This window comes from Limnohabitans sp., assembly GCF_040401135.1.
GTDB lineage: Bacteria > Pseudomonadota > Gammaproteobacteria > Burkholderiales > Burkholderiaceae_C > Limnohabitans.
The window spans coordinates 1-23,996 of the sequence record NZ_JBBAOV010000033.1 but is presented as its reverse complement, the minus strand read 5'-3'; the positions used below and the strand labels follow the sequence as shown (position 1 = coordinate 23,996).

Sequence of the window (23,996 nt, the reverse complement as noted above, 5' to 3'; positions counted from 1 at the left end):
TAGTGCCCACGTTCACGTGTGGCTTGGTACGTTCGAATTTTCCTTTTGCCATTTCATTTTCTCCAAAGAGCAGTGCCCGTGTACAGGTTTTATGTCTGCACGATGCTGCTGATTCGCCCCGCACGGGTGACAGGGCGGCGCATCGTCGCAGACAGAGGCCGCTTGCGCAGCCCCATGGGGTTTTATTTATTTAGCGCGGGCAGCAACAATGGCTTCAGCAACGTTACGTGGGGCTTCAGCGTAGTGCTTGAATTCCATCGTGTAAGTTGCACGGCCTTGTGTCATCGAACGCAAAGTGGTTGAGTAGCCAAACATTTCAGACAATGGCACTTCGGCTTTGATTGCCTTGCCACCGCCGACCATGTCGTCCATACCTTGGACCATACCGCGACGTGAGGACAAATCGCCCATCACGTTACCGGCGTAGTCTTCAGGCGTCTCAACTTCCACAGCCATCATTGGCTCCAGAATAACGGGGCCAGCTTTGCGGCAACCTTCTTTGAAACCAAAGATAGCTGCCATTTTGAAGGCCATTTCGTTCGAGTCCACATCGTGGTACGAACCGAAGTGCAATGTCACTTTAACGTCAACCACTGGGTAGCCAGCCAAAACGCCCTGACCCAAAGCTTCGATCACGCCTTTTTCCACTGCAGGGATGTATTCGCGAGGAACCACACCGCCCTTGATAGCGTCAACGAATTCGAAACCTTTGCCCGGCTCTTGGGGCTCAACCTTGAGCACCACGTGACCGTATTGACCCTTACCACCGGACTGACGCACGAACTTGCCTTCGGCATCTTCGACAGTCTTGCGGATGGTTTCGCGGTAAGCCACTTGAGGCTTGCCCACGTTGGCTTCAACACCGAACTCACGCTTCATGCGGTCGACAATAATTTCCAAGTGCAATTCGCCCTGACCGCCAATGATGGTCTGGCCAGACTCTTCGTCGGTTTGCACGCGGAAAGAAGGATCTTCTGCAGCCAAGCGAGACAAAGCCATACCCATTTTTTCTTGGTCAGCTTTGGTCTTAGGTTCCACAGCCTGACGGATCACGGAGTCTGGGAACACCATGCGCTCCAAGGTGATTACCGCTGCTGGATCGCACAAGGTCTCACCCGTGGTGACGTCTTTCAAACCCACGCAAGCAGCGATGTCGCCCGCGCGAATTTCGTCGACTTCTTCACGGTTGTTGGCGTGCATTTGCACAATACGACCGATACGTTCTTTCTTGCCGCGCACAGGGTTGTAAACGGTGTCGCCCTTTTTCAGAACGCCCGAGTAAACGCGCACGAATGTCAATTGACCCACAAATGGATCCGTCATCAACTTAAATGCCAAGGCCGAGAATTTTTCGTTGTCATCCGCTTTGCGGATCACTTCTTTTTCGTCCTCGTCAAAACCTTTGATGGCTTTCACGTCCAACGGGGAAGGCATCAACTCAAGCACTGCATCGAGCATGCGCTGCACGCCTTTGTTCTTAAAAGCTGAACCGCACAACATCGGTTGAATTTCGCTGTTGATTGTGCGCACACGTAGACCGTGTGTGATTTCTTCTTCAGTCAAGTCGCCTTCTTCGAGGTACTTGTTCATCAGCTCTTCAGAGGCCTCAGCCGCAGCTTCAACCATCTTCTCGCGCCACTCTTTGGCTAATTCCACCAAGTTGGCAGGGATCTCTTCAAAAGTGAACTTCATGCCTTGAGAGGCTTCGTCCCAAATGATGGCTTTCATTTTGCGAAGGTCAACCACGCCGACGAAGTTGTCTTCAGCGCCGATAGGGATAACTATGGGCACAGGATTGGCCTTGAGGCGCAATTTCATCTGCTCCACAACCTTGAAGAAGTTGGCGCCGGTGCGGTCCATCTTGTTCACAAAAGCCAGACGTGGCACTTTGTATTTATTAGCTTGACGCCAAACGGTTTCAGACTGGGGCTGAACACCACCCACTGCACAGTAAACCATGCAAGCACCGTCGAGCACACGCATGGAACGCTCAACTTCAATCGTGAAGTCAACGTGGCCAGGGGTGTCAATGATGTTGATACGGTGGTCGGCAAATGAGCCGTCCATGCCCTTCCAGAAACAAGTGGTCGCAGCAGAAGTGATCGTGATGCCACGCTCTTGCTCTTGCTCCATCCAGTCCATGGTGGCGGCGCCATCATGCACTTCACCGATCTTGTGGTTCACACCGGTATAAAAAAGAATACGCTCTGTCGTGGTGGTTTTACCAGCGTCAATGTGCGCTGAAATACCAATGTTGCGATAACGCTCAATGGGGGTATTGCGAGCCATTTTTTACCTTTGAATTTAGAAGCGGAAGTGGCTGAACGCCTTGTTGGCTTCGGCCATGCGGTGAACTTCGTCACGCTTTTTCATGGCGCCGCCACGGCCTTCAGACGCTTCCAACAATTCGTTGGCCAAGCGCAAAGACATTGACTTTTCACCGCGCTTGCGAGCAGCCTCTTTCAACCAACGCATGGACAAAGCCAAACGACGGACAGGGCGCACCTCAACGGGCACTTGATAGTTAGCACCACCCACGCGGCGAGATTTAACTTCCACCATGGGTTTGACGTTATTGATTGCAACAGTGAACAATTCGACCGGGTCCTTACCCGACTTCTGCTCGATTTGCGCCAGGGCACCATAAATGATGCGCTCGGCAACAGCTTTTTTGCCGCCTTCCATGATCACGTTCATGAATTTAGACAGCTCAACATTGCCGTACTTAGGATCCGGCAAGATTTCACGTTTAGGGACTTCGCGACGACGTGGCATATTTCACCTCTTATTTGCTTCAGTTGGCATCTTGTTCAGACACCGCAAAAACCATTTTGGTTTTTACTTACTCGACCCACAGCGGGTCACTACGCTGATTCGCCGCGCCACGCGGGAAACAGCACCTGTTTGATCAAAAGATCAGTGCTTACTTAGCCTTGGGCTTTTTAGCGCCGTACTTAGAACGCGATTGCTTACGGTCTTTGACACCCTGCAAATCGAGCGAACCGCGCACGATGTGGTAGCGCACACCTGGCAAGTCTTTGACACGGCCACCGCGCACGAGCACAACGCTGTGCTCTTGCAAGTTGTGACCTTCACCGCCGATGTACGAAATGACTTCGAAACCGTTGGTCAAGCGCACTTTAGCAACTTTACGCAGCGCAGAGTTAGGCTTCTTAGGCGTCGTGGTGTACACACGGGTGCACACGCCACGGCGTTGTGGAGAGTTTTGCATCGCAGGGCTTTTGGACTTGATCGTTTCGACCTCGCGCCCCTGACGCACCAATTGATTGATGGTTGGCATTGTTTATAACGTCCCTAAACGTTGGAATAAAAAGAAAACGTGAATCCCTTCGGAGTTTCCGAAAAGCCTTCTAGTGTATCAGCATCGCAACAGGCTAGCAAATCTAGCCAAAAACGCTTCAAATAACGCTTATTTCACCCATAACCGCACAGCATCCCATGCACGGCCCAAGAAGCCGGCTTGCTCAACGGTCTCCAACACCTGCAATGGCACATCAACCAGCGGCTTTTGATCCAAACTGACTTGCAAAGCCCCCACGATTTGACCGCGGTTCAGCGGCGCGACCAAGGGCTCAGGGCGGGCAACTTGGGTTTGTATGCGGCCTGCAGCGCCCGAGGGCACTGCCACAACGATAGGCGAGAAGCGGCCCAACTTGACTTGGTTGCCACGGCCCTTCCACACGTTAGGCGACACCACGGCCTGGTTAGCATCAAACAATTTGATGGCGTCAAACGCGCTGTAACCCCAATTGAGCAGCTTTTGTGTTTCTGTGGCGCGGGCGTTCTCACTGGATGCACCCAACACTATTGACAACAAGCGGCGCTGACCCACACCCGGCGCATCGCGCTTGGCAGTGGCGATCAAGCAAAAGCCGGCGGCATCTGTGTGGCCGGTTTTTAAACCATCCACGCTGGGGTCACGGAATAACAGCAAGTTGCGGTTGGTCTCATTTGCCGCCGGCGTACCGGGGTAGCGGTATTTTTTGATGGCGTAATAGCCCACGTATTCAGGGAAGTCTTGCATCAAGCGACTGGCCAAGATACTTAAATCACGCGCCGTAGTGGTGTGGCCGGGCTCGGTCAAACCCTCGGGGTTTTTATAGCCAGTGGACTTCATACCTAACACCTTGGCCTGGGCGTTCATCATTTGCACAAAGTGCTCCAACGTGCCGCCTACGCCCTCGGCCAGCACCATCGTGGCGTCGTTGCCCGACTGAACAATCATGCCTTTGATGAGGTCTTCGACAGGCACTTTCATCTTGGGGTCGATGAACATGCGCGAGCCTGGCATCTTCCATGCGCGCTCGCTCACTGCCATGGTTTGTTGCAAGCTGATTTTTTTGGCCTTCAGCGCATCAAACACGATGTAGGCCGTCATGAGCTTGGTCAACGAAGCTGGCTCAATCGGCCTGTCTGCATCCAACTCAGCCAGCGTTTGCTGTGCGGTCAAATCCACCAACAAATAGGCGCGTGCTGCAATTTCAGGCGGCTGCGGCACCTGGGCCTGCACCTGAAACACGCCAAACAGGCCCATCAAAAAACCGATGAATATGGTGCGCAGGAATCTTGTCATGGCGATGCTCAAATGGAATAGAAGTCAAAGAAGTGGTGACGCCGCATTTGCAAACGCCCCTTGAGCGCCAAAAGGTGTTAACCCAGCAAATGGCGCACCACTAAACTCTTAAGAAGAGGCAATTGTCCATGAAAGAAATGCCCGCCACCCGGGACGACCGTCACGGGAAGACTTTGCGGGCGAGCCCAGTCCATCACTGAAATGAGCGATACCGTGTCGTCTTGCTCGCCGTGCAACACCAAAGTTTTGTCGTGTAACTCTGGCGCAACAGCGGCCACGGTAAAACGTTGCGCAGCCGTGCCCACAAAGGCTACTTTGTCAATTGCGCGCTGCGCGTGCAGCTCGGCCAAGGCGTGACTAGCCACAAAAGAGCCAAACGAAAAACCAGCAATCGCTAACGGCCCCGTTGGTGCTACTTGCGCCACCACACTCAAAAAGTCGCGGGCTTCGCCTACGCCTGCATCATGCTCGCCAGCCGATGCGCCCACACCGCGGAAGTTAAAGCGCACCACCGTCCAGCCACATTGAACAAAGGCTCGCGCCAATGTTTGCACCACCTTGTTGTCCATCGTGCCGCCAAACAATGGATGCGGGTGGGCCACGATGGCCACGCCGCATGAATCGCCTTCTGGGTCATCTCGCAAAGCCTCTATGGCGCCCGCTTCGCCTTGTAGCGTGATTTTTTGGGTATTTGAATTCATGCGGGCCTCAACGCCCCACTTCGGTGGGCACCACCAAACGCTCCACCACTTGGCCGTTTTTCAAATGGCTTTCCACAATTTCGTCCACATCATGGCTGTCCATCACCGTGTACCAAATACCTTCTGGGTAAACCACGGCCACCGGACCACCGGCACAGCGGTCTAAGCAGCCCGCCTTGTTCACCCGCACACCGCCAACACCCGCCAAACCAGCGGCTTTGACTTGGGCCTTGCAGTGATCAAACGAAGCTTGGGCGCCGAGGTTGGCGCAGCAGTCTTGTCCGTTGTCGCGCTGATTCAGGCAGAAAAAAATATGGTGTTTGTAATATGGGTTTTGAGTCATGGGTGAATTTTAGTTTTGTGAATGGCGTTCGCGCGACAGATGTTCCAGCGCCAGCATCAACACGGCATAAGGCCACAGCCAACCCAGCCATTGCACGAGGCCGTGAAAGCGAATGAAACGGCCCTGCTCCCACGTCTGCAAAGTTTGCGCAAAATAAGCGCTCTCGGGCGACTGATTCAACACACTCTGTTGAACCAACAAGGCTAACAACAGAAAGGTCCATGCGGTACGCGCTGATAAAGGCAAGAAACACAAAGCCGCCACACAGCCGAAAACAATACCCAACATCACAGGCAAATCAAGCCATGCCCAAGCATGCACGGGGCCATAACTAAGCGCTGCTGACAAAGCGCTCATACCCAAGGCCATCGCCAGCACGACCAAAAGATACACAAACCTTTGCCCTGCTTGGCGAATCACCCCAAAGCCCAACAAACAAGGCACCAGCAAGCCCAACATCACGCACAGCAACTCAGCCCCCGGCAACAACGGCTCTAGCTCAAAAGCGCGCAACGGAATCCAATCTTCAAAGGGCGTAGCCTCAAAGGCGGTGGTCAAGGTGTCCTCGACTCGCTCCCAAACTTGGCCTAAACCCAGAGGCACGGCCACAGGGAACAACAAGGCGACAGGCCAAACCGCCATCATCACCAAAGCCATGTAGGCGTCGCGCACAAACCAACGCGCTCTGAACTGACTCCAGCGGCGCAGCAATCCCAAATGTTCTAAAGAGTTGGCCAACACCGCGCCAAGAAATGCTCCCAAGGTATTGAGTAAAAAATCTGGCAATGAAGGCACACGCGCAGGCAAATAACTTTGCAAGCCCTCCATCGCCAGCGACAGACAGGCCGCCGCCGCCGTGGAGGCCAGCACCTCGCGGGTTTGCCAGCCCATGCGCATGGCGCTCAAGGTCAAAAAGAAGCCCAGCGGGGCGTAGCCCAACACATTGGCCGCAACATCAAAACCCAACCAATACTTAGGCCAAGGCGCGGTTAAAAATGACCACGTCCAGATGCCTTGATCCCGCCACTGGTCAAACGGATACAGGCTCGCGTAGACGATCAACGCCACGCATATTTGCGACAAAGGCCAAGCGGAGGTTTTGCGCATGAGCCGAAGTAATGTTTAGAAAGGCTTGACGATCACCAGAATCACGGCAATAGAAAACAACACCACAGGAGCCTCGTTAAACCAGCGGTACCACACATGACCATGACTGTTGGTGTGCGCTTCAAACTTGCGCAGCAAACGACCACACATATGGTGATAGCCCAAGGCCAGCAACACCACCGTAAATTTGGCGTGCATCCATCCATTGCCTGGGCCTAAGCCAATACCGTAATACAGCCACAACACCAAGCCCAAGGCTATTGCTGGCAGCATGAGCAGCGTGGTGAAGCGCATCAGCTTGCGCGCCATCAGCAGCAAGCGCGCCTCTTCGGCGTTAGAGCCTGGCTCGACTTGCGCCAAATTCACAAAGATGCGCGGCAAATAAAACAAGCCTGCAAACCAGCTGGCTACAAAGATGATGTGAAAAGATTTGATGAGTAGCATTAAGGCAGTTTAGCCGTGCTCAAAAAAAACCGTCACAAGGTCAGGCTAAATCGCCAACTTTCACCTTGGCGACACCCGAGAACAGGCACAATTTCATTTATGCAACATCCATTCGCACCCTTTCCCGCCAACCGCCCTCGCCGTTTGCGCCGTGACGATTTCACCCGCCGCTTGGTGCGCGAACACGCCCTCAGCGTGAGCGATTTGATTTACCCCGTCTTCGTGCTCGAAGGCAAGAATCGACGCGAAGCTGTTGGCTCCATGCCTGGCGTCGAGCGTCTAAGTCTCGACTTGCTGTTGCCTGTGGCCGAGCAGAGCGTGACGCTGGGCATCCCTTTCATGGCCTTGTTCCCCGTCATTAGCGGCCATCTCAAAACGCCTGATGGCGTAGAGGCCACCAACCCCAATGGCCTCGTGCCGCAGGTGGTGCGTGAACTTAAAAAACACTTTCCCCAGCTGGGCGTAATGACCGATGTGGCGCTAGACCCCTTCACCAGTCATGGTCAAGACGGCTTGTTGGATGACACGGGCTACATTCTCAATGACGAAACCACGGCCATGTTGGTCAAGCAAGCTTTGACGCAAGCTGATGCTGGCGTTGACATCGTGGCGCCCAGCGACATGATGGACGGCAGGATTGGCGCCATTCGCCAAGCGCTGGAAGCGCACGGCCACATTCACACGCGCATCATGGCTTACAGCGCCAAATACGCCAGTGCGTTTTATGGCCCATTTCGTGACGCCGTGGGCTCTGCCGCCAACTTAGGCAAGAGCGACAAAAAGTCCTACCAAATGGACCCTGGCAACACCGACGAAGCGTTGCGCGAAGTGGCACTGGACATCGCCGAGGGCGCCGACATGGTGATGGTCAAACCCGGCATGCCCTACCTCGACGTCGTGCGCCGCGTGAAAGACGAGTTCAAGGTGCCCACCTTTGCCTACCAAGTAAGCGGCGAATACGCCATGCTCAAAGCCGCGGCACAAAATGGCTGGCTCGACCACGACGCCGTCATGATGGAAAGCTTGCTCGCCTTCAAGCGGGCAGGCGCTGACGGTGTGCTGACCTACTTCGCCATTGATGCCGCCAAGAAGCTAAACGGCTTGGCTTAGATGCGATAGGTCCTGGTGGGTCTTCCTAAAAGTCTTGCGTGTGGTTGTCAGGCAGGTTACTCACGTTTAAATGCTGACGTTGTAACGTAGCTATATTGATAGAAAACTACGACACGAAGGAGACTGACTTGAACCCCGTACTCTTAATCACCGGCGCAAGCCGCGGCATTGGCGCAGCCACTGCTATTTTGGCGGCTCAACAAGGCTGGGCTGTCGCAGTCAATTACGCCAGCAACGCACAAGCCGCCAACCATGTGGTAGCCCGTATTCAAGACGCAGGCGGCAAAGCCTTTGCGGTGCAGGCCGATGTGGGTGACGAAGCGCAAATCATGCGCATGTTTGCCGAAGTGGATGACAAATTGGGACGCATTTCGGGACTCGTCAATAGCGCGGGCGTGGTGGATATGACCGCCAAAGTTGACGCGCAAAGCTGGGAAAGGTGGGAACGCATGATGCGTATCAACATCTTGGGTTCGTTGGCCTGCGCACGCGAAGCAGTTCGCCGCATGAGCACCTTGCACGGCGGCACTGGCGGCAGCATTGTGAACCTGTCCAGTGCAGCTACACGGTTGGGCGGTGCGGGTCAGTACGTTGACTACGCCACAGCCAAGGGAGCCATTGACGCATTCACGATTGGCCTTGCCAAAGAAGTGGCGGCGGAAGGCATTCGGGTGAACGCCGTTCGCCCAGGGCTGATTGATACCGAAATCCATGCCTCAGGCGGTTTGCCAAACCGTGCGCGGGACTTGGCGCATTTGATTCCCATGCAACGCGCTGGCACAGCAGAGGAAGTGGCGCAGGCTATCGTGTGGCTGCTCAGTGATGCATCCAGTTACACCACCATGAGTTTGATGGACATTTCTGGCGGGCGCTAATCCCCACTCGCTGCAAACCCATTCGACAGCGTGCGGCGCAAATAGTCCACAAACGCCGTCACCGCATGCGGCACGTGTGGCGAATACGGGCGAATGGCATAAATCTGTTCGGCAAATGCGCCCACAGCTTGCCAGTCGGGAAGCACTTGCACTAGCCTGCCTTGGTGCAAAGACGCTTGTGCGCTGAAGTCTGGCAGCAGCGCAATACCCAAGCCTGTCAAGGCTGCTTCACGTAAAGCCTCGCTGTTGTTGGCAGCCAGTTGCCCCGTCACGGGAACAGTGATACGTTCTTCAGCCTCTTTGGCTTTAGTTCCTACACGTTGCAGTGTCCACGTGGGCGTGTCTTGCGCACGGAGGTAATGCAAACAGTTGTGGGTTTGCAAATCGGCAGGCAATTGCGGCGTACCCGCGCGGCGCAAATAAGCTTTGCTGGCCACCAGCACCGAATGTGTGGTGCATAAGGTCCAAGCCACATGCGTGTCGGGCGGACGGGCGGTGTGGCGAATAGCCAAGTCAAAACCCTCTGTAGCCAAACTACTCAAGCGATCGGCCATGTCAAGTTCGATGCGCACTTCTGGGTACTCGCGCAAAAAATCAGTCAACCGTGGCGCGAGCTGCTGACGCGCAAAAGCCACCGGCGCGGTGACTCGAAGCAGGCCGCTCGGCACATCCGCCAAGTCACGCACTTGGGCAAAACTATGCTCAATTTGTTCAAAAGAAGCACGCATGTTGTCCACCAGCCGCTGCCCGGCCTCGGTCAAGCGAACACTGCGTGTGGTGCGCTGCACCAGCGGAACACGGGCGGCGCGCTCTAGCTCGACGATGCGCTGGCTCATGGCCGCCTTGCTCACCCCTAGCCGCGCAGCAGCAGCCGTGTAGCTGCCCTGCTGCGCCAACACAGTTAGCCAATGCAAATGATGCCAGAGATGGCTGACTTTTTGGTCGTTCATAGGTTGATTGTTCACTATTTTGAACAATCAATTCAAGCTTTTGCGCTTGTTATGCAAGCAAGCCTTGCCTACACTGATCCATCTTTTACAAATGATGAGACTCCAGATGACCCAAGCCACACACATCGCGCACTTCATCGGCGGCGCAATTGCCCCCGGCAGCAGCACTCGCACACAGCCCGTTTACAACCCCGCCACCGGCGCTGTCACAGGCCAAGTGAGCTTGGCCAACCTGGCAGATGTGAACGCAGCTGTTGCCGCCGCTCAAAAGGCTTTCCCTTCATGGGCCGACACTCCGCCCCTGCGCCGCGCCCGTGTGATGTTTAAGTTTTTGGAACTCATCAACGCCAACAAAGACAAACTGGCCCACATGATCACAGCCGAGCACGGCAAGGTGTTCACCGATGCGCAAGGCGAAGTGAGCCGAGGCATCGACATCGTTGAATTTGCAACCGGCATACCTCAGCTACTCAAAGGCGACTACACCGAGCAAGTTTCTACTGGCATCGACAACTGGACCATGCGCCAACCGCTGGGCGTGGTAGCAGGCATCACCCCGTTTAACTTTCCCGTCATGGTGCCTGCATGGATGTTCCCCGTGGCCATTGCCGCTGGCAACACGTTTGTGTTGAAGCCCAGCCCCATCGACCCAACTCCAGCCCTTTTCATGGCCGAGTTGTTGAAACAAGCAGGCTTGCCAGACGGCGTGTTCAACGTGGTTCAAGGCGACAAAGAAGCGGTTGACTCTTTGCTGGTTCACCCGGATGTGAAGGCCATCAGCTTTGTGGGCTCCACCCCCATCGCCAACTATATTTATGAAACCGGCGCCCACCACGGCAAGCGCGTGCAAGCCTTGGGCGGTGCAAAGAACCACATGGTGGTCATGCCCGATGCAGATATCAATCAAGTGGTCGACGCCCTGATCGGTGCCGCCTACGGCTCTGCCGGCGAGCGCTGCATGGCCATCAGCGTGGCTGTGTTGGTGGGCGATGTGGCAGAACGCCTCATGCCCAAACTGATTGAGCGCACGAAAACCTTGAAAGTGCTCAACGGCGAAAACCTTGCCGCCGAGATGGGCCCCATCGTGACAGACGTAGCGCACAAGCGCATCACCGGCTATATCGAACAAGGCGTGAAAGAAGGTGCGCGCTTGTTGGTTGACGGCCGCAATTTTGATGGTGCATCTGCTGGCAAAGACTGCGGCACTGACACATCCGGCGGCTTCTGGATGGGCGGCACTTTGTTTGACAACGTCACCCCTGAGATGCGCATTTATAAGGAAGAAATCTTTGGCCCTGTGCTCAGCTGCGTGCGCGTGGCCGATTTCGCACAAGCGGTAGCGCTGATCAACGCTCACGAATTTGGTAACGGCGTGAGCTGTTTCACACGCGATGGCAACGTGGCCCGCGAGTTTGCTAGACATATCCAAGTGGGTATGGTCGGCATCAACGTACCCATCCCCGTGCCCATGGCGTGGCACGGTTTTGGTGGTTGGAAGAAAAGCATATTTGGCGATATGCACGCTTACGGCGAAGAGGGCGTGCGTTTCTACACCAAGCAAAAGAGCGTCATGCAGCGCTGGCCAGAAAGCATTGGAAAAGGCGCTGAGTTTGTGATGCCGACGATAAAGTAACTTATTGTTTTTTGTAAGTGGCGCTGTTACTCAAGCTACCATCCATGTTCATAACCACTAAGACATGAGCTATCTGCATGAGTGACACCCAGTTTGACTACATCATCGTTGGCGCAGGAACGGCCGGCTGTTTGCTCGCTAACCGCCTGAGCGCCAACGCCAGCAAACGCGTGCTGCTGATTGAAGCGGGCCGCAAAGACGATTACCACTGGATTCACATCCCCGTCGGCTATCTTTATTGCATTGGCAACCCGCGCACCGATTGGCTCTACACCACCGCGCCAGATGCTGGCCTGAATGGCCGCAGCTTGCGATACCCACGCGGCAAAGTGTTGGGTGGTTGCTCAAGCATCAACGGCATGATTTACATGCGCGGCCAGTCGCGTGACTACGACCAATGGGCCGACATCACGGGCGATGCACGCTGGCGCTGGGACAACGCGCTGCCTTATTTCAAACTTCACGAAGACCACCACGCGGGGGCCAATGCCTCGCACGGCGCCAAAGGAAACAAGAGCGAAGTGCTGCTGGCCGACACCACGGTTTACGGCGAAACCTTGCGCCACCACATTGCAGGCGGCGAATGGCGTGTGGAGAAACAACGCTTACGCTGGGACGTGCTTGATGCATTTGCGCAAGCCGCGGTGCAAGCCGGCATCCCCGCCACCGATGACTTCAACCGGGGCAACAACGAAGGCGTGGGCTACTTTGAAGTGAACCAAAAAAGCGGCTGGCGCTGGAACACCGCCAAGGCCTTTATCCGCCCCACTTGCTACGCACGCCCCAACTTTGAACTGTGGTCGTCTGCCCAAGTTTCCAAGCTGGTGATGAGCACCGATCCCGATGGCACACAGCGCTGCACTGGCGCTGAAGTGTGGACCGGCCAAGAGCACGTCACCGTCACGGCAAAGCATTCGGTAGTGTTGTGCGCGGGCGCCATTGGCACGCCGCAAATTTTGCAACTATCTGGCTTAGGTCCCGCCGACTTGCTCAAACAACACGGCATTGACCCCGTTATTGATCTGCCTGGCGTAGGTGCCAACCTGCAAGACCATTTGCAGATTCGCACCGTCTTTAAAGTACAAGGCGTGGACACGCTCAACACATTAGCCAACAGCTGGTGGGGCAAAGCCAAAATTGGCTTGGAATATGCCCTCAATCGCAGCGGCCCCATGAGCATGGCGCCCTCGCAACTGGGTGCCTTCACACGCAGCAGCCCAGACCAAGCCTACCCCAACATCGAATACCACGTGCAGCCGCTCAGCTTGGATGCGTTTGGCGAACCACTGCACAGCTTTCCCGCTTTCACCGCCAGCGTGTGCAACTTAAATCCGACCAGCCGCGGCACGGTCAACATCACCAGCGCAAATTTTGCAGATGCACCCAAGATTGCGCCCAACTACCTGAGCACCGAAGCCGACCGCAAAGTGGCAGCAGATTCGCTGCGCGTCACACGTCGCATCGCCGCTCAACCCGCATTAGCCAAGTACAAGCCCGAAGAATACAAGCCCGGTGTGCAATACCAAACTGACGAAGACTTGGCCCGTTTGGCAGGTGACATTGCGACCACCATCTTCCACCCCGTGGGCACTGCTCGCATGGGCCGCGTCAACGATGCCATGGCGGTGGTCGACCCCGAGTTGCGTTTGCGCGATGGTCGCGGCGGCGTGGTGCGCGGTTTGCGCATCGTGGACGCTAGCGTTATGCCCACCATCACCAGCGGCAACACCAACAGCCCCACTTTGATGATGGCCGAAAAGGCTGCACAGTGGCTATCGCACGAGGTCGCGCCAAGCAAAACCTAACGGCTAGGGTTAATCCTCAAGGGAATTTCCTAGTCGTTTGCGTACTTGGCTGCACTTATAGTTGTAGCACTCGAAACAGTGCTTGCGCTGTATCACGAGGGTCTGAGGAGACAAATACAACAGACGCTTCCTAAGGAGCGTCACCCTGGAAAAGGCACCGGTCACCCCGGTGCCTTTTGCTATTTAGCGCTTACTTTTACAGACCACAATCTCCGAATGGAACTTTTCTTCACCACCTTTGCCTCGGCTTTGGCTGGCTTTGTGGACTCTATCGTAGGCGGCGGCGGATTGATTTTGCTGCCCGCCTTATTTGCTGCGTACCCAACCACCTCACCCGCCACTTTATTTGGCACCAACAAAAGCGCGTCCGTCTGGGGCACCGCCTTTGCGACATGGCAATACAGCCGCCGCATCCATATCCGTTGGTCTGCATTGCTACCTGCAGCGGCGGTCACCATGGCAGCATCGTTTTTAGGGGCTTGGCTAGTAACGCTGGTTTCGCCTGAGTTTTTACGTCGCCTACTCCCAGTTGTTTTGATTGCGGTGCTTGTCTACACCTTGATGCGCAAAGACATGGGCCGCCACCATGCACCACGTTTTCATGGCCGCGCCGAATTGCTGGCTACCAGCACCATCGGTTTGGTGATTGGCTTTTATGACGGATTCTTTGGGCCAGGCACTGGCAGCTTCTTTGTGTTTTTGTTGGTGCGCTGGTTGAGCTATGACTTCCTCAACGCTTCAGTGGCTGCCAAGCTTTTAAACACCGCCAGCAACATCGCAGCGCTGGTCTTGTTTACTTACAAAGGTCACGTTTGGTGGCACATGGCTTTGCCACTGGCTATGGCCAATGTGGCTGGCAGCTTGCTGGGCACGCGCATGGCCTTGCAACACGGCGCAGGCTTTGTGCGCGGTATGTTCATCCTGGTGGTGAGTGCGCTGATTTGCAAAACCAGCTACGACGCGTTTTTGCGCTGAAGCAAATTAACGTGCGGCGCTCGCGGCTGACTTTTGTGCCCCGCCAGCACTGGTTGCAGACGCTGACTTGGCTGCTGCAGCAGCGACCTTGGCAGCTGCAGCCGCCGCCTTTTCGGCAGCCGATGCAGCCACAACCGGCTCTTCCACCACTAGCTCTGCCGCTTTAGGGGGCCAGGGCACGCTGGCCACTGCACGAGGCTTGCCGATGGGGCGTGTTGCTTGGCCCTTTTGCACCGCTTCAATGTCTTCTTGCGAGGGGTACTGTCCAGAGATGACAAAGTCGAATACGCGGCGCGCTATAGGCGCTGCATTTTGTGCACCAAAGCCCGCGTTTTCTACCACCATGGCCAAGGCCACCTTGGGGTTGTCGGCGGGCGCAAACGCCACGAACAAAGCATGGTCACGCATGCGTTCATCAATAGTGGCAGCGTTGTACTTTTCGTTTTGCTTCACCGTGAACACCTGAGCCGTGCCGGTCTTGCCAGCGCTCACATATTGCGCGCCCGCAAAGCTGGTGGCCGACGTGCCTTCGATGTTCACGCCCACCATGCTTTTTTTGATGATCTCTAAATTCTCAAGCAAGAACGTCAGTTGCCCAACAGGTTCTTTGGCCACCGGCGTGGACACCTTGGTCTCTACATCCACCACTTCGCGCACCAAATGCGGCTTCATCTTTAAACCGTTATTGGCCAGCGTGCCCATGGCGTGTGCAACTTGCAACATGGTGAAACTGTTGTAACCCTGGCCAATGCCCAGCGAAATAGTCTCGCCTGAGTACCAGCGCTGCTGTTCGGGCTTCTTGTAGGTGGTGCGCTTCCACTCGGTCGAGGGCAGCACGCCACGCGATTCTCCCAAGATGTCGATGCCCGTGATTTGTCCAAACCCCAAGGGTTTCATTTGGTCGTGCATCAGGTCCACGCCCATGTCACGCGCCAGCAAGTAGTAATAGGTATCGCACGATTCAACGATGGATTTGTACATGTCCACCGTTCCGTGCCCGCCCTCTTTGTCATCGCGGAAACGGTGATTACCGAACATGAAATAACCGGGATCGGAGATGAACGCTTTTTCTGTGCGCTTGCCCGTTTCCAATGCGGCCAAAGCCATGAAAGGCTTGTAAGTCGAGCCAGGTGGATACGTCCCCCGCAAAGCGCGGTTCAGCAAGGGCTTGTCTAGGGATTCGTTCAGCGCGGCCCAGTTTTCAGAGTCAATGCCGTCCACAAACAAGTTGGGATCGAACGTGGGCTTACTCACAAATGCCAATATTTCACCGGTTTTGGGGTCGAGCGCCACCAACGCACCTCGCCGCTTGCCGTAAAGGTCTTCGACCAGCTTTTGCAACTTGATGTCGATGGACAACACCACGCTGTTACCGGGAATTGCTTGGCTGCTGTTGAGGCGACGAACCGCGCGGCCGCCCGCCGAGGTTTCCATTTCTTGCACGCCTGTGGTGCCGTGCAATTGTTTTTCGTAACTTTGCTCCACGCCAAGCTTGCCGATGTAATCGGTGCCGCGGTAATTTCCCGCATCCTCCGACTCTTCAATCTTGCCTTTTTCTGAAGGGTTGATACGACCGATATAGCCAATCACATGGCTGGCCGTCTGTCCGTAGGGATAGCTGCGAAACAACCTCGCCCTAATTTCAACGCCCGGAAAACGGTATCTCTGGGCTGCAAAACGGGCGACCTCTTCGTCGTTCAAACGGTTGCGAATGGGCACCGATTCAAAACTCTTGGATTCGCTCAATTGTTTTTTAAAGCGGCGTTTATCACGCGCTTGAATATCAATCACACCCGACAGCTGCTCAATCACATCTTCCAGCGGAAGCACCACTTTGGAGGCAGTAATTTCAAGCGTATAGGCCGAGTAGTTGGTGGCCAAAACAATGCCGTTACGGTCAATGATGACGCCACGGTTGGGCACGATGGGCACGATGGCCGTTCGGTTGCTTTCAGCTTGTGCATTGAACTCGCGGTAGCGCACCACTTGCAAGTAAAACAAGCGCGATGCCAACACGCCAAACAGCACCAACACCGAGATCGTCACCACTAACATCCGCGACCTGAAGCGTCGCAGATCGGACTCGATGTCGCGAATCACGCTCATAGTGGACGATTCAAATCAGGGCTGGGTGCACGACGTTGCGGCGCCAACAAGAGCACACTCACCAGAGGCCACAACACCGCCTCAAACAGCGGTTGTAAAAGAATCATCCAGCCAGGAAACAAAGCTCCCGACATCATGCGCATGGTCAGCTCCAACGCATGCGCCACTGCAAACAGGGGTATCACCTGCATGGCCTGCGAGGGCACCGAAAACCACAACAAGCGGCGGTGCACCATGATGGCCATAAAGCCCAAGGCGGTGTAGCTCATCGCATGCTGCCCCAACAAGGCCGCTTGATGAACATCGGTGGCGACGCCAAAAAAGAAAGCCACACCAATCCCCACCAAACGTGGCTGATGCACGCACCAAAACACCAACACCAAAGCCACGAAGTCAGGCATCCAAGACGCATTGCCCACGATGCTAATGTTGACCACCATGTTGATGAACAAAGCCGCAATCAAGGTCGACAAAACAAACAAAGGATTAGCTGGCAACAACAGCTGTTGGCCGCGTGGCATGATCATTTGCGACCTCCCTTTTGCGCGGCCACTGGCATTTGTTTTTCGATGTGTGGGCGAGCTGGCAATTGGTCGGTCAGAGGCTCTAGCACCATCACATGGCGCGCGCCCTGCACGCGCCCCACGGGCTCGCACAAGATGCGCGCAAACACGGTTTCGGCACGGCGCTCCACCTTGGTCACCTTGCCCACCAACACGCCCGGTGGGTAAATGCCGTCCACCCCGCTGGTTGACAAAATATCACCCACTTCAATGTCAGCATTGGTGGCCATGAAACGCAACTCAAGCAGCGGCGCACCGCCCGCTTCGCCATAGGCCACGCCACGCGCACCGGTCCGCGTGTTGAGTACAGGAATAGAGTGTTCGCGATCGGTCACCAAGGTCACCTCGCTCACCAAGGGCAATACGTGGGTCACTTGGCCCAAGATGCCGTGTTCGTCCATCACCGGCGAGCTGGCTTTGATGCCATCCAACATGCCTTTGTTGATGATGACCTTGCGGGTGTAGGGGTCGGCAGCGTCGTACAGCACCTCGGCGGTCATGCCTTTGGACTCAAGGCGTTTGCTCAAACTCAAAAGCTCGCGCAGCTGTTTATTTTCAAGCGCCAACTGCTCCACTTGGCCTGAGCGCCGTGCTTGCAACAGCAGCTGTTCACGGGCCTCACGCTCCGAGGCTTGCGCCAGATCGCGGGCTTGCATGTAGTCCCCCGATGTTTCAGCCAACGCTTGCGGGCGCATGGCCAACCATTGCACTGGATACAAAGCCACTGACAAGGCGGCGCGTAAAGGCTGGGTCACACCAAAACGCGCGTCTGCCACCATCAGCAGCACCGACAAGGCGCTGAAAAAAAGTAGCTTAGAAACGGCAGACGGGCCTTGCTTGAAGAAGGCCGGGGGGGAGCGGTCTAGGGTGCCCAGTGGCACTGAGTTATTCGCTCGTAAAGATGGAGCCTAAGCGCTCCATACGCTCAAGGGCCAATCCGCAACCACGCACCACGCAGGTGAGTGGGTCTTCTGCCACCAACACGGGCAAGCCCGTTTCTTCGGCCAGCAAGCGGTCGAGGTCGCGCAACAAGGCACCACCACCGGTCAGCATCATGCCGCGCTCGGCAATGTCTGCACCGAGTTCAGGAGGCGTTTGCTCCAGCGCGTTTTTCACGGCAGAGACGATGTTGTTCAGGGGGTCGGTCAAGGCTTCCAAAATTTCGTTTGACGAAATCGTGAATGAGCGTGGCACGCCTTCTGACAGATTACGGCCCTTGACTTCCATTTCCTTGACTTCAGAGCCAGGAAATGCAGAACCGATTTGCTTCTTGATCGCTTCTGCCGTGGGCTCACCAATCAACATGCCGTAGTTGCGGCGAATGTAGTTAATGATGGCTTCGTCAAACTTGTCGCCACCCACCCGCACGCTGCCTTTGTAGACCATACCGCCCAAGGAGATAACGCCCACTTCGGTGGTGCCACCACCGATGTCCACCACCATCGAACCAGACGCTTCGGACACTGGCAAGCCTGCGCCGATGGCGGCTGCCATGGGTTCCTCAATCAGGTACACCTCTGAGGCGCCAGCGCCCAAAGCTGACTCGCGAATCGCGCGACGCTCCACTTGGGTTGAGCCACACGGCACGCAAATGATGATGCGCGGGCTAGGCCTGAAAACCGAGCGGGGGTGCACCATCTTGATGAACTGCTTGAGCATTTGCTCGGTCACGGTGAAGTCGGCGATCACACCGTCTTTCATCGGACGAATGGCTTCGATGTTGCCGGGCACTTTGCCCAACATGGCCTTGGCCTCACGGCCTACGGCTTGAATGGTTTTCTTGCCTTGTGGGCCGCCTTCGTGGCGAATTGACACCACCGAAGGCTCGTCAAGGACGATGCCTTTGTCACGCACATAAATAAGGGTGTTGGCGGTACCCAAGTCAATCGCCAAATCGGTAGAGAAATACCGACGAAAAGATCCAAACATGTCTGTCCTCAAAGCTTGCCCGCGAGCGCGAACGCAAAGGCGAGATAATACCGCATCGCCCGTAAACCGCGGGGTTTTCCACCATCTATGTATGTCCCTGAATGACCAAGACATCAGCCGCATCGCCAACCTGGCCCGGCTAGAGCTCCAACCTGACGAACAGGCACGCATGCTCAACAAAATAAATGACTTCTTCGGTATCGTTGAACAAATTCGAGCCGTCGACACGACAGGCGTGTTGCCCATGGCCCACCCCGTGGATGCCATGCAAGGCGCACACATCGAGCTGCGCCTGCGCCCCGATGTGGCCAGCGAGCCTAACCAACGCGACCTGAATCAACGCAGCGCACCCGCCGTTGAGCGCGGTTTGTTCTTGGTTCCCAAGGTGATTGAGTGAGTCCATTCGCATGACCAACTTGTACGACATGACCGTGGCCCAACTGGCCCAAACCCTCAAAACCAAGCAGGCCAGCGCCGTCGAAGTGGCCACCGCCTTTTTGGCGCGCACCGGCGGCAACCCGCACAACGCATTTTTAGACATCGACAGCGAAATAACGTTGGCACAAGCCCAAGCTTGCGACGCTCGCATTGCCGCCGGCACAGCAGGTGCGCTGGAGGGCGTGCCAATAGCGCACAAAGACGTGTTCGTCACCCGCGATTTCGCCACCACCGCCGGCTCCAAAATTTTGAGCGGCTACCGTTCGCCGTTTGACGCCACCGTGGTGCAAAAGCTCAACAACGCTGGCATGGTGACCTTGGGCAAGGTCAATTGCGACGAGTTCGCCATGGGATCCGCCAACGAAAACTCAGCCTACGGCGCTGTCACCAACCCCTGGGACACCTCGCGCGTTCCTGGCGGCTCATCGGGCGGCAGCGCTGCCGCTGTCGCTGCACGTTTAGCGCCCGCTGCCACAGGCACCGACACGGGCGGCTCTATTCGCCAACCCGCTAGCTTTTGCGGCATCACCGGCATCAAGCCTACCTATGGCCGTGCCAGCCGCTACGGCATGATTGCCTACGCCTCCAGCCTCGACCAAGCGGGCCCCATGGCTCGCACGGCAGAAGACTGCGCGCTGTTGCTGTCTGCCATGTGTGGCGCTGACTTGGACCGCGATTCCACTTCACTTGACGTTCCTACTGAAAACTTTTCAACCAAGTTGAGCGACAACTTGACGGGCCTGCGCATTGGCATCCCTAAAGAGTTTTTTGGCGAAGGTCTCGCTACCGACGTACGCACGGCGATCGACACCGCGCTCAAAACCTTGGAGGCTCAAGGCGCCAAGCTCGTGCCCATCACGCTACCGCGCACTGAGCTGGCCATTCCCGTGTACTACATCATTGCGCCCGCTGAAGCCAGCTCGAACCTCAGCCGCTTTGACGGCGTGAAGTTTGGTCACCGCGCTTCCACGTTCACAGACCTCGTGAGCATGTACAAAAAGACCCGCGCCGAAGGCTTTGGCGAAGAAGTCAAACGCCGCATCATGACAGGCGCTTATGTACTGAGCCACGGCTACTACGACGCTTACTACCTGCAAGCCCAAAAAATTCGCCGCATGATTGCGGACGACTTCCAACGCGCGTTTGCAGAGTGTGATGTGATCGCCGGCCCAGTCGCCCCAACCGTCGCATGGAAACTGGGTCGCAGCACCAGCGACCAAAAAGATGCCAGTCTTGCCGACTACTTGGCCGACATCTTTACCCTACCCGCCTCCCTAGCCGGATTGCCCGGCATGAGCGTGCCGGTGGGCTTTGGCGAGGGTGGCTTGCCGGTGGGCATGCAACTGATTGGCAACTACTTACAAGAAGCACGTTTGTTGAATGTCGCGCACCAGTTCCAACTGAACACCGATTTTCATAACGCCAAGCCGGAGGGCGTTTAAATGTCCAAATTAGTACAAGGCTACGAAGTCGTCATCGGCTTTGAAACGCACACGCAGCTCGCCACAAAGAGCAAAATTTTCAGCCGCGCCTCGGTGGCCTTTGGCGCCGAGCCCAACACCCAAGCTTGCGCGGTGGACATGGCGCTGCCTGGCACGCTGCCCGTGATGAACCTCGGCGCGGTTGAACGCGCCATTGAATTCGGCTTAGCCGTCAACGCACACATCGCCGAGCGCAGCATCTTTGCGCGTAAAAACTACTTCTACCCCGACCTGCCCAAGGGCTATCAGATCAGCCAGTTCGAGATCCCCGTGGTTCTAGGCGGCGAGGTGTCTTTCTTCTTGGAAGTTGGCAAAGAGACCGTGCACAAAACGGTGCGTTTGGAACGCGCCCATCTTGAAGAAGACGCGGGCAAATCGCTGCATGAGGATGCAGCTCTTGGAGGTGGCGGCCAGTCAGGCATTGACCTGAACCGCGCTGGCACACCGCTGCTGGAAATCGTGACTCAACCCGACATGCGCAGCAGCGACGAAGCCGTGGCCTACGCCAAAGAGCTGCACAAAATCGTCACGTGGATTGGCATTTGCGACGGCAACATGCAAGAGGGCTCATTTCGTTGCGACGCCAACGTGTCGGTGCGCAAGCCTGGCGCTGAACTGGGCACACGCCGCGAAATCAAAAACCTCAACAGCTTCAAGTTCATGCAGCAAGCCATCGACTACGAAGTACGTTGGCAAATCGACCAAATCGAAGACGGCCACGCTATTCAACAAGCCACCGTGCTGTTTGACCCCGATACGGGCGAGACCCGCGCCATGCGAACCAAAGAAGACGCCGCTGACTACCGCTATTTCCCCGACCCCGACCTGCCGCCGCTGGTGATTGGCCGCGATTGGGTAGAGCGCGTGAGAAGCGAAATGGCCGAGTTGCCTCGCTTCATGGCCGAGCGCTTTGTGAAAGACTACGCCCTACCCGAATACGACGCCACGCAGCTGACGCAAAGCAAAGCAGTTGCCGCTTACTTTGAAGCCACAGCCAAAGCCTGCGGGCAAGCCAAATTGGCCAGTAACTGGATCATGGGCGAAGTCTCTCGCCGCCTGAACGCCAGCGAAATGTCTATCGAGCAAGCGCCCGTGAGCGCTGCGCAACTGGCGGCCTTGATTGGCCGCATCAGCGACAACACCATCAGCAACAACGCGGCGCGTCAGGTGTTTGAAGGTCTGTGGAACAAAGAGGGCGCCTCCGGCAGCGAGGGCGATGTCGACGCCATCATCGAAGCTAAAGGCCTCAAACAAATCAACGACACCGGCGAGTTGGAAAAGATCATTGACGTCGTTTTAGCCGCCAACCCCAAGAACGTAGAAGAGTTCAAAGCTGGCAACACCAAAGCCTTGAACGGTTTGGTGGGCCCCATCATGAAGGCCAGCAAGGGCAAAGCCAACCCAGCACAAGTCAACGAACTATTGATGAAAAAACTAAGTTAGTTCACACCGTAGCGTTCGCGATACGTCTGCGTGCGCAACAAGTGCTCGCTCATGCCGCTGCTGTTCTGCGCCTTCAGGTAGGCCAGCAAATCGCTCAGCTCAGCAATCGCGCACACCTGCAAGCCCACTTGCTCACGCACATATTGCACGGCGCTGTAGGGCACGTCTTGGGTGCTGCCATCGGCTTGTTTTTCGGTTGCCATTTCTTGGCGGTCTAGCGCAATCGCCACCGCGTGCGGTGTGGCGCCTGCGGCTTTGATGAGGGCAATCGATTCACGTGCGGCGGTGCCTGCACTCATCACGTCGTCCACGATCAACACGCGCCCTTTGAGCGGCGCGCCCACCAAGCTGCCGCCTTCACCGTGGTCTTTGGCTTCTTTGCGGTTGTAGGCAAAGGGCACGTTGCGGCCTAAGCGCGCCAGCTCAATGGCCACGGCTGCACCCAAGGGAATGCCTTTGTAGGCGGGGCCAAAAATCATGTCGAACTCGATGCCGCTTTGCACCAAGCGCTGTGCGTAAAAGCTGGCTAACTTGCCTAGTTTGGCACCGTCGTCAAACAAACCGGCGTTGAAAAAGTAAGGGCTCATGCGCCCTGCTTTGGTTTGAAACTCCCCAAATTTCAACACGCCACAATCTAGCGAAAATTGCACAAACTTTTGTGCCAACACATCGTTGGCAGCCGCACTCTGACTCATGGGGAATTTCCTTGTTCAAACTAACCAGCCTCAACCTCAACGGTATTCGTTCAGCCGCCCGCAAGGGCTTGGAAGCTTGGCTCGATAAAGCCAACCCCGATTGTATTTGCGTGCAAGAAATCAAAGCCCAAGCGCCTGACATCGCGGGTACGTTCGACACCTTGGCAGGGCTCAAAGGCCACTTTCACTATGCCGAGAAAAAAGGCTACTCAGGCGTGGGCATTTACACCAAGCACGAGCCCAGTGACGTGATCGTGGGTTTTGATGGCGGCGAGTTTGATGCCGAAGGCCGCTACATTGAGCTGCGCTTTGACACACCCTCCCAAAAACTGTCCATCATCAGCAGCTACTTTCCCAGCGGCTCGTCAGGCCCTGAGCGCCAAGACGCAAAGTTTCGTTTCCTAGCCTCCATTTACCCGCACCTCAACGCATTGAAACAAGAACGCGAATTTGTGCTGTGTGGCGACATCAACATCGCTCACAAAGAAGCGGACTTAAAAAACTGGAAGGGCAACAAAAAGAACAGCGGCTTCTTGCCCGAAGAGCGCGCCTGGATGACGCAGCTCACCACCGAAGGCGGCGTGGTGGACGTATACCGCCAACTGCAACCCGACACCACCGACGCGTGCTACACATGGTGGAGCAACCGAGGCCAAGCCTATGCCAACAACGTGGGTTGGCGTTTGGACTACCACCTCGCTACGCCAGCGGTGGCAAGCAAAGCAAGAACAGATTGGATCTACAAAGATGAAAAGTTTTCAGACCACGCGCCCGTCACCATTGCGTATGAGGGCTTGATTAATT

23 protein-coding genes are annotated in these 23,996 nt (G+C 56.0%); 9 read left to right on the top strand and 14 right to left on the bottom strand.

Annotation, left to right across the window (positions count from 1 at the left end; genetic code table 11):
- Positions 1-186 precede the first annotated feature (186 nt).
- The 8 genes from fusA to ABWP81_RS09390 all read right to left on the bottom strand — a co-directional run bounded on the left by fusA (position 187) and on the right by ABWP81_RS09390 (position 7,189).
- Positions 187-2,289, bottom strand: a complete 2,103-nt coding sequence (gene fusA / locus ABWP81_RS09425; protein ID WP_353141329.1) for an elongation factor G — start codon at positions 2,287-2,289, stop codon at positions 187-189.
- Positions 2,290-2,304: 15 nt separating this feature from the next.
- The gene (gene rpsG, locus ABWP81_RS09420) at positions 2,305-2,775 is read right to left on the bottom strand and encodes a 30S ribosomal protein S7 (RefSeq protein WP_353135220.1); all 471 of its coding nucleotides are present in this window, start codon (positions 2,773-2,775) and stop codon (positions 2,305-2,307) included.
- Between the two features lie 148 nt (positions 2,776-2,923).
- Positions 2,924-3,301, bottom strand: coding sequence for a 30S ribosomal protein S12 (gene rpsL / locus ABWP81_RS09415; RefSeq protein WP_011466063.1), 378 nt, complete (start codon positions 3,299-3,301; stop codon positions 2,924-2,926).
- Between the two features lie 129 nt (positions 3,302-3,430).
- Positions 3,431-4,555: a D-alanyl-D-alanine carboxypeptidase family protein gene (locus ABWP81_RS09410; RefSeq protein WP_353135229.1), complete on the bottom strand. Its 1,125-nt coding sequence runs from the start codon at positions 4,553-4,555 to the stop codon at positions 3,431-3,433.
- A 116-nt stretch (positions 4,556-4,671) separates the two neighbouring features.
- Complete coding sequence (locus ABWP81_RS09405; RefSeq protein ID WP_353141327.1) at positions 4,672-5,295, bottom strand: alpha/beta hydrolase; 624 nt, start codon at positions 5,293-5,295, stop codon at positions 4,672-4,674.
- A 7-nt stretch (positions 5,296-5,302) separates the two neighbouring features.
- A complete protein-coding gene (locus tag ABWP81_RS09400; protein WP_353141325.1) occupies positions 5,303-5,638 on the bottom strand; it encodes a (2Fe-2S) ferredoxin domain-containing protein in 336 nt (111 codons plus the stop codon).
- Positions 5,639-5,647: 9 nt separating this feature from the next.
- The gene (locus tag ABWP81_RS09395) at positions 5,648-6,745 is read right to left on the bottom strand and encodes a VanZ family protein (protein ID WP_353141323.1); all 1,098 of its coding nucleotides are present in this window, start codon (positions 6,743-6,745) and stop codon (positions 5,648-5,650) included.
- Positions 6,746-6,760: 15 nt separating this feature from the next.
- Positions 6,761-7,189, bottom strand: coding sequence for a CopD family protein (locus ABWP81_RS09390; RefSeq protein WP_353141321.1), 429 nt, complete (start codon positions 7,187-7,189; stop codon positions 6,761-6,763).
- A gap of 99 nt (positions 7,190-7,288) precedes the next feature.
- On the opposite strand from ABWP81_RS09390, the gene hemB reads away from it, so the two are divergent.
- Both hemB and ABWP81_RS09380 read left to right on the top strand, forming a co-directional pair.
- Positions 7,289-8,299, top strand: coding sequence for a porphobilinogen synthase (gene hemB / locus ABWP81_RS09385; protein ID WP_353141319.1), 1,011 nt, complete (start codon positions 7,289-7,291; stop codon positions 8,297-8,299).
- 128 nt (positions 8,300-8,427) lie between these two features.
- A complete protein-coding gene (locus tag ABWP81_RS09380; RefSeq protein WP_353135200.1) occupies positions 8,428-9,174 on the top strand; it encodes an SDR family oxidoreductase in 747 nt (248 codons plus the stop codon).
- Here ABWP81_RS09380 and ABWP81_RS09375 read toward each other — a convergent pair.
- The gene (locus ABWP81_RS09375) at positions 9,171-10,124 is read right to left on the bottom strand and encodes a LysR family transcriptional regulator (protein ID WP_353141317.1); all 954 of its coding nucleotides are present in this window, start codon (positions 10,122-10,124) and stop codon (positions 9,171-9,173) included. The genes ABWP81_RS09380 and ABWP81_RS09375 overlap by 4 nt on opposite strands.
- A 106-nt stretch (positions 10,125-10,230) precedes the next feature.
- On the opposite strand from ABWP81_RS09375, the gene ABWP81_RS09370 reads away from it, so the two are divergent.
- From ABWP81_RS09370 to ABWP81_RS09360, 3 genes are all read left to right on the top strand, one after another.
- On the top strand, positions 10,231-11,757 hold the full coding sequence (locus tag ABWP81_RS09370; protein WP_353141315.1) for a CoA-acylating methylmalonate-semialdehyde dehydrogenase: 1,527 nt from the start codon (positions 10,231-10,233) through the stop codon (positions 11,755-11,757).
- Positions 11,758-11,834: 77 nt separating this feature from the next.
- Positions 11,835-13,562 (top strand): GMC family oxidoreductase, encoded by a 1,728-nt coding sequence (locus ABWP81_RS09365; protein WP_353141313.1) that lies wholly within the window; start codon positions 11,835-11,837, stop codon positions 13,560-13,562.
- A gap of 216 nt (positions 13,563-13,778) precedes the next feature.
- Positions 13,779-14,537: a sulfite exporter TauE/SafE family protein gene (locus ABWP81_RS09360; protein ID WP_353141311.1), complete on the top strand. Its 759-nt coding sequence runs from the start codon at positions 13,779-13,781 to the stop codon at positions 14,535-14,537.
- A gap of 6 nt (positions 14,538-14,543) precedes the next feature.
- On the opposite strand, the gene mrdA is transcribed toward ABWP81_RS09360, so the two are convergent.
- From mrdA to ABWP81_RS09340, 4 genes are read right to left on the bottom strand one after another with little or no spacing between them, the layout of a single operon-like run.
- The gene (gene mrdA, locus ABWP81_RS09355) at positions 14,544-16,643 is read right to left on the bottom strand and encodes a penicillin-binding protein 2 (RefSeq protein ID WP_353135185.1); all 2,100 of its coding nucleotides are present in this window, start codon (positions 16,641-16,643) and stop codon (positions 14,544-14,546) included.
- The gene (gene mreD, locus ABWP81_RS09350) at positions 16,640-17,170 is read right to left on the bottom strand and encodes a rod shape-determining protein MreD (RefSeq protein ID WP_353135182.1); all 531 of its coding nucleotides are present in this window, start codon (positions 17,168-17,170) and stop codon (positions 16,640-16,642) included. The genes mrdA and mreD overlap by 4 nt, the downstream gene beginning before the upstream one ends.
- Positions 17,167-18,087 carry a rod shape-determining protein MreC gene (mreC, locus tag ABWP81_RS09345; RefSeq protein ID WP_353135179.1) on the bottom strand — a complete coding sequence of 307 codons (921 nt, stop codon included), beginning with the start codon at positions 18,085-18,087 and terminating at the stop codon, positions 17,167-17,169. Before mreC ends, mreD begins: the two co-directional genes overlap by 4 nt.
- Positions 18,088-18,091: 4 nt before the next feature.
- Positions 18,092-19,135 carry a rod shape-determining protein gene (locus tag ABWP81_RS09340; protein WP_353135176.1) on the bottom strand — a complete coding sequence of 348 codons (1,044 nt, stop codon included), beginning with the start codon at positions 19,133-19,135 and terminating at the stop codon, positions 18,092-18,094.
- 91 nt (positions 19,136-19,226) lie between these two features.
- On the opposite strand from ABWP81_RS09340, the gene gatC reads away from it, so the two are divergent.
- Genes gatC through gatB form a run of 3 tightly spaced genes read left to right on the top strand, consistent with a single transcriptional unit; the run spans position 19,227 to position 22,497 of the window.
- Positions 19,227-19,532, top strand: a complete 306-nt coding sequence (gene gatC / locus ABWP81_RS09335; RefSeq protein ID WP_353135173.1) for an Asp-tRNA(Asn)/Glu-tRNA(Gln) amidotransferase subunit GatC — start codon at positions 19,227-19,229, stop codon at positions 19,530-19,532.
- Between the two features lie 10 nt (positions 19,533-19,542).
- Positions 19,543-21,015: an Asp-tRNA(Asn)/Glu-tRNA(Gln) amidotransferase subunit GatA gene (gatA, locus tag ABWP81_RS09330; RefSeq protein WP_353141309.1), complete on the top strand. Its 1,473-nt coding sequence runs from the start codon at positions 19,543-19,545 to the stop codon at positions 21,013-21,015.
- Positions 21,016-22,497 (top strand): Asp-tRNA(Asn)/Glu-tRNA(Gln) amidotransferase subunit GatB, encoded by a 1,482-nt coding sequence (gene gatB, locus ABWP81_RS09325; protein WP_353141307.1) that lies wholly within the window; start codon positions 21,016-21,018, stop codon positions 22,495-22,497.
- Here the strand turns inward: gatB and pyrE are convergent.
- On the bottom strand, positions 22,494-23,192 hold the full coding sequence (pyrE, locus tag ABWP81_RS09320; protein WP_353141305.1) for an orotate phosphoribosyltransferase: 699 nt from the start codon (positions 23,190-23,192) through the stop codon (positions 22,494-22,496). The genes gatB and pyrE overlap by 4 nt on opposite strands.
- 11 nt (positions 23,193-23,203) lie before the next feature.
- Here pyrE and ABWP81_RS09315 point away from each other — a divergent pair.
- Positions 23,204-23,996: exodeoxyribonuclease III (locus ABWP81_RS09315; protein WP_353141303.1), on the top strand; the 793-nt coding region annotated here is incomplete at its 3' end.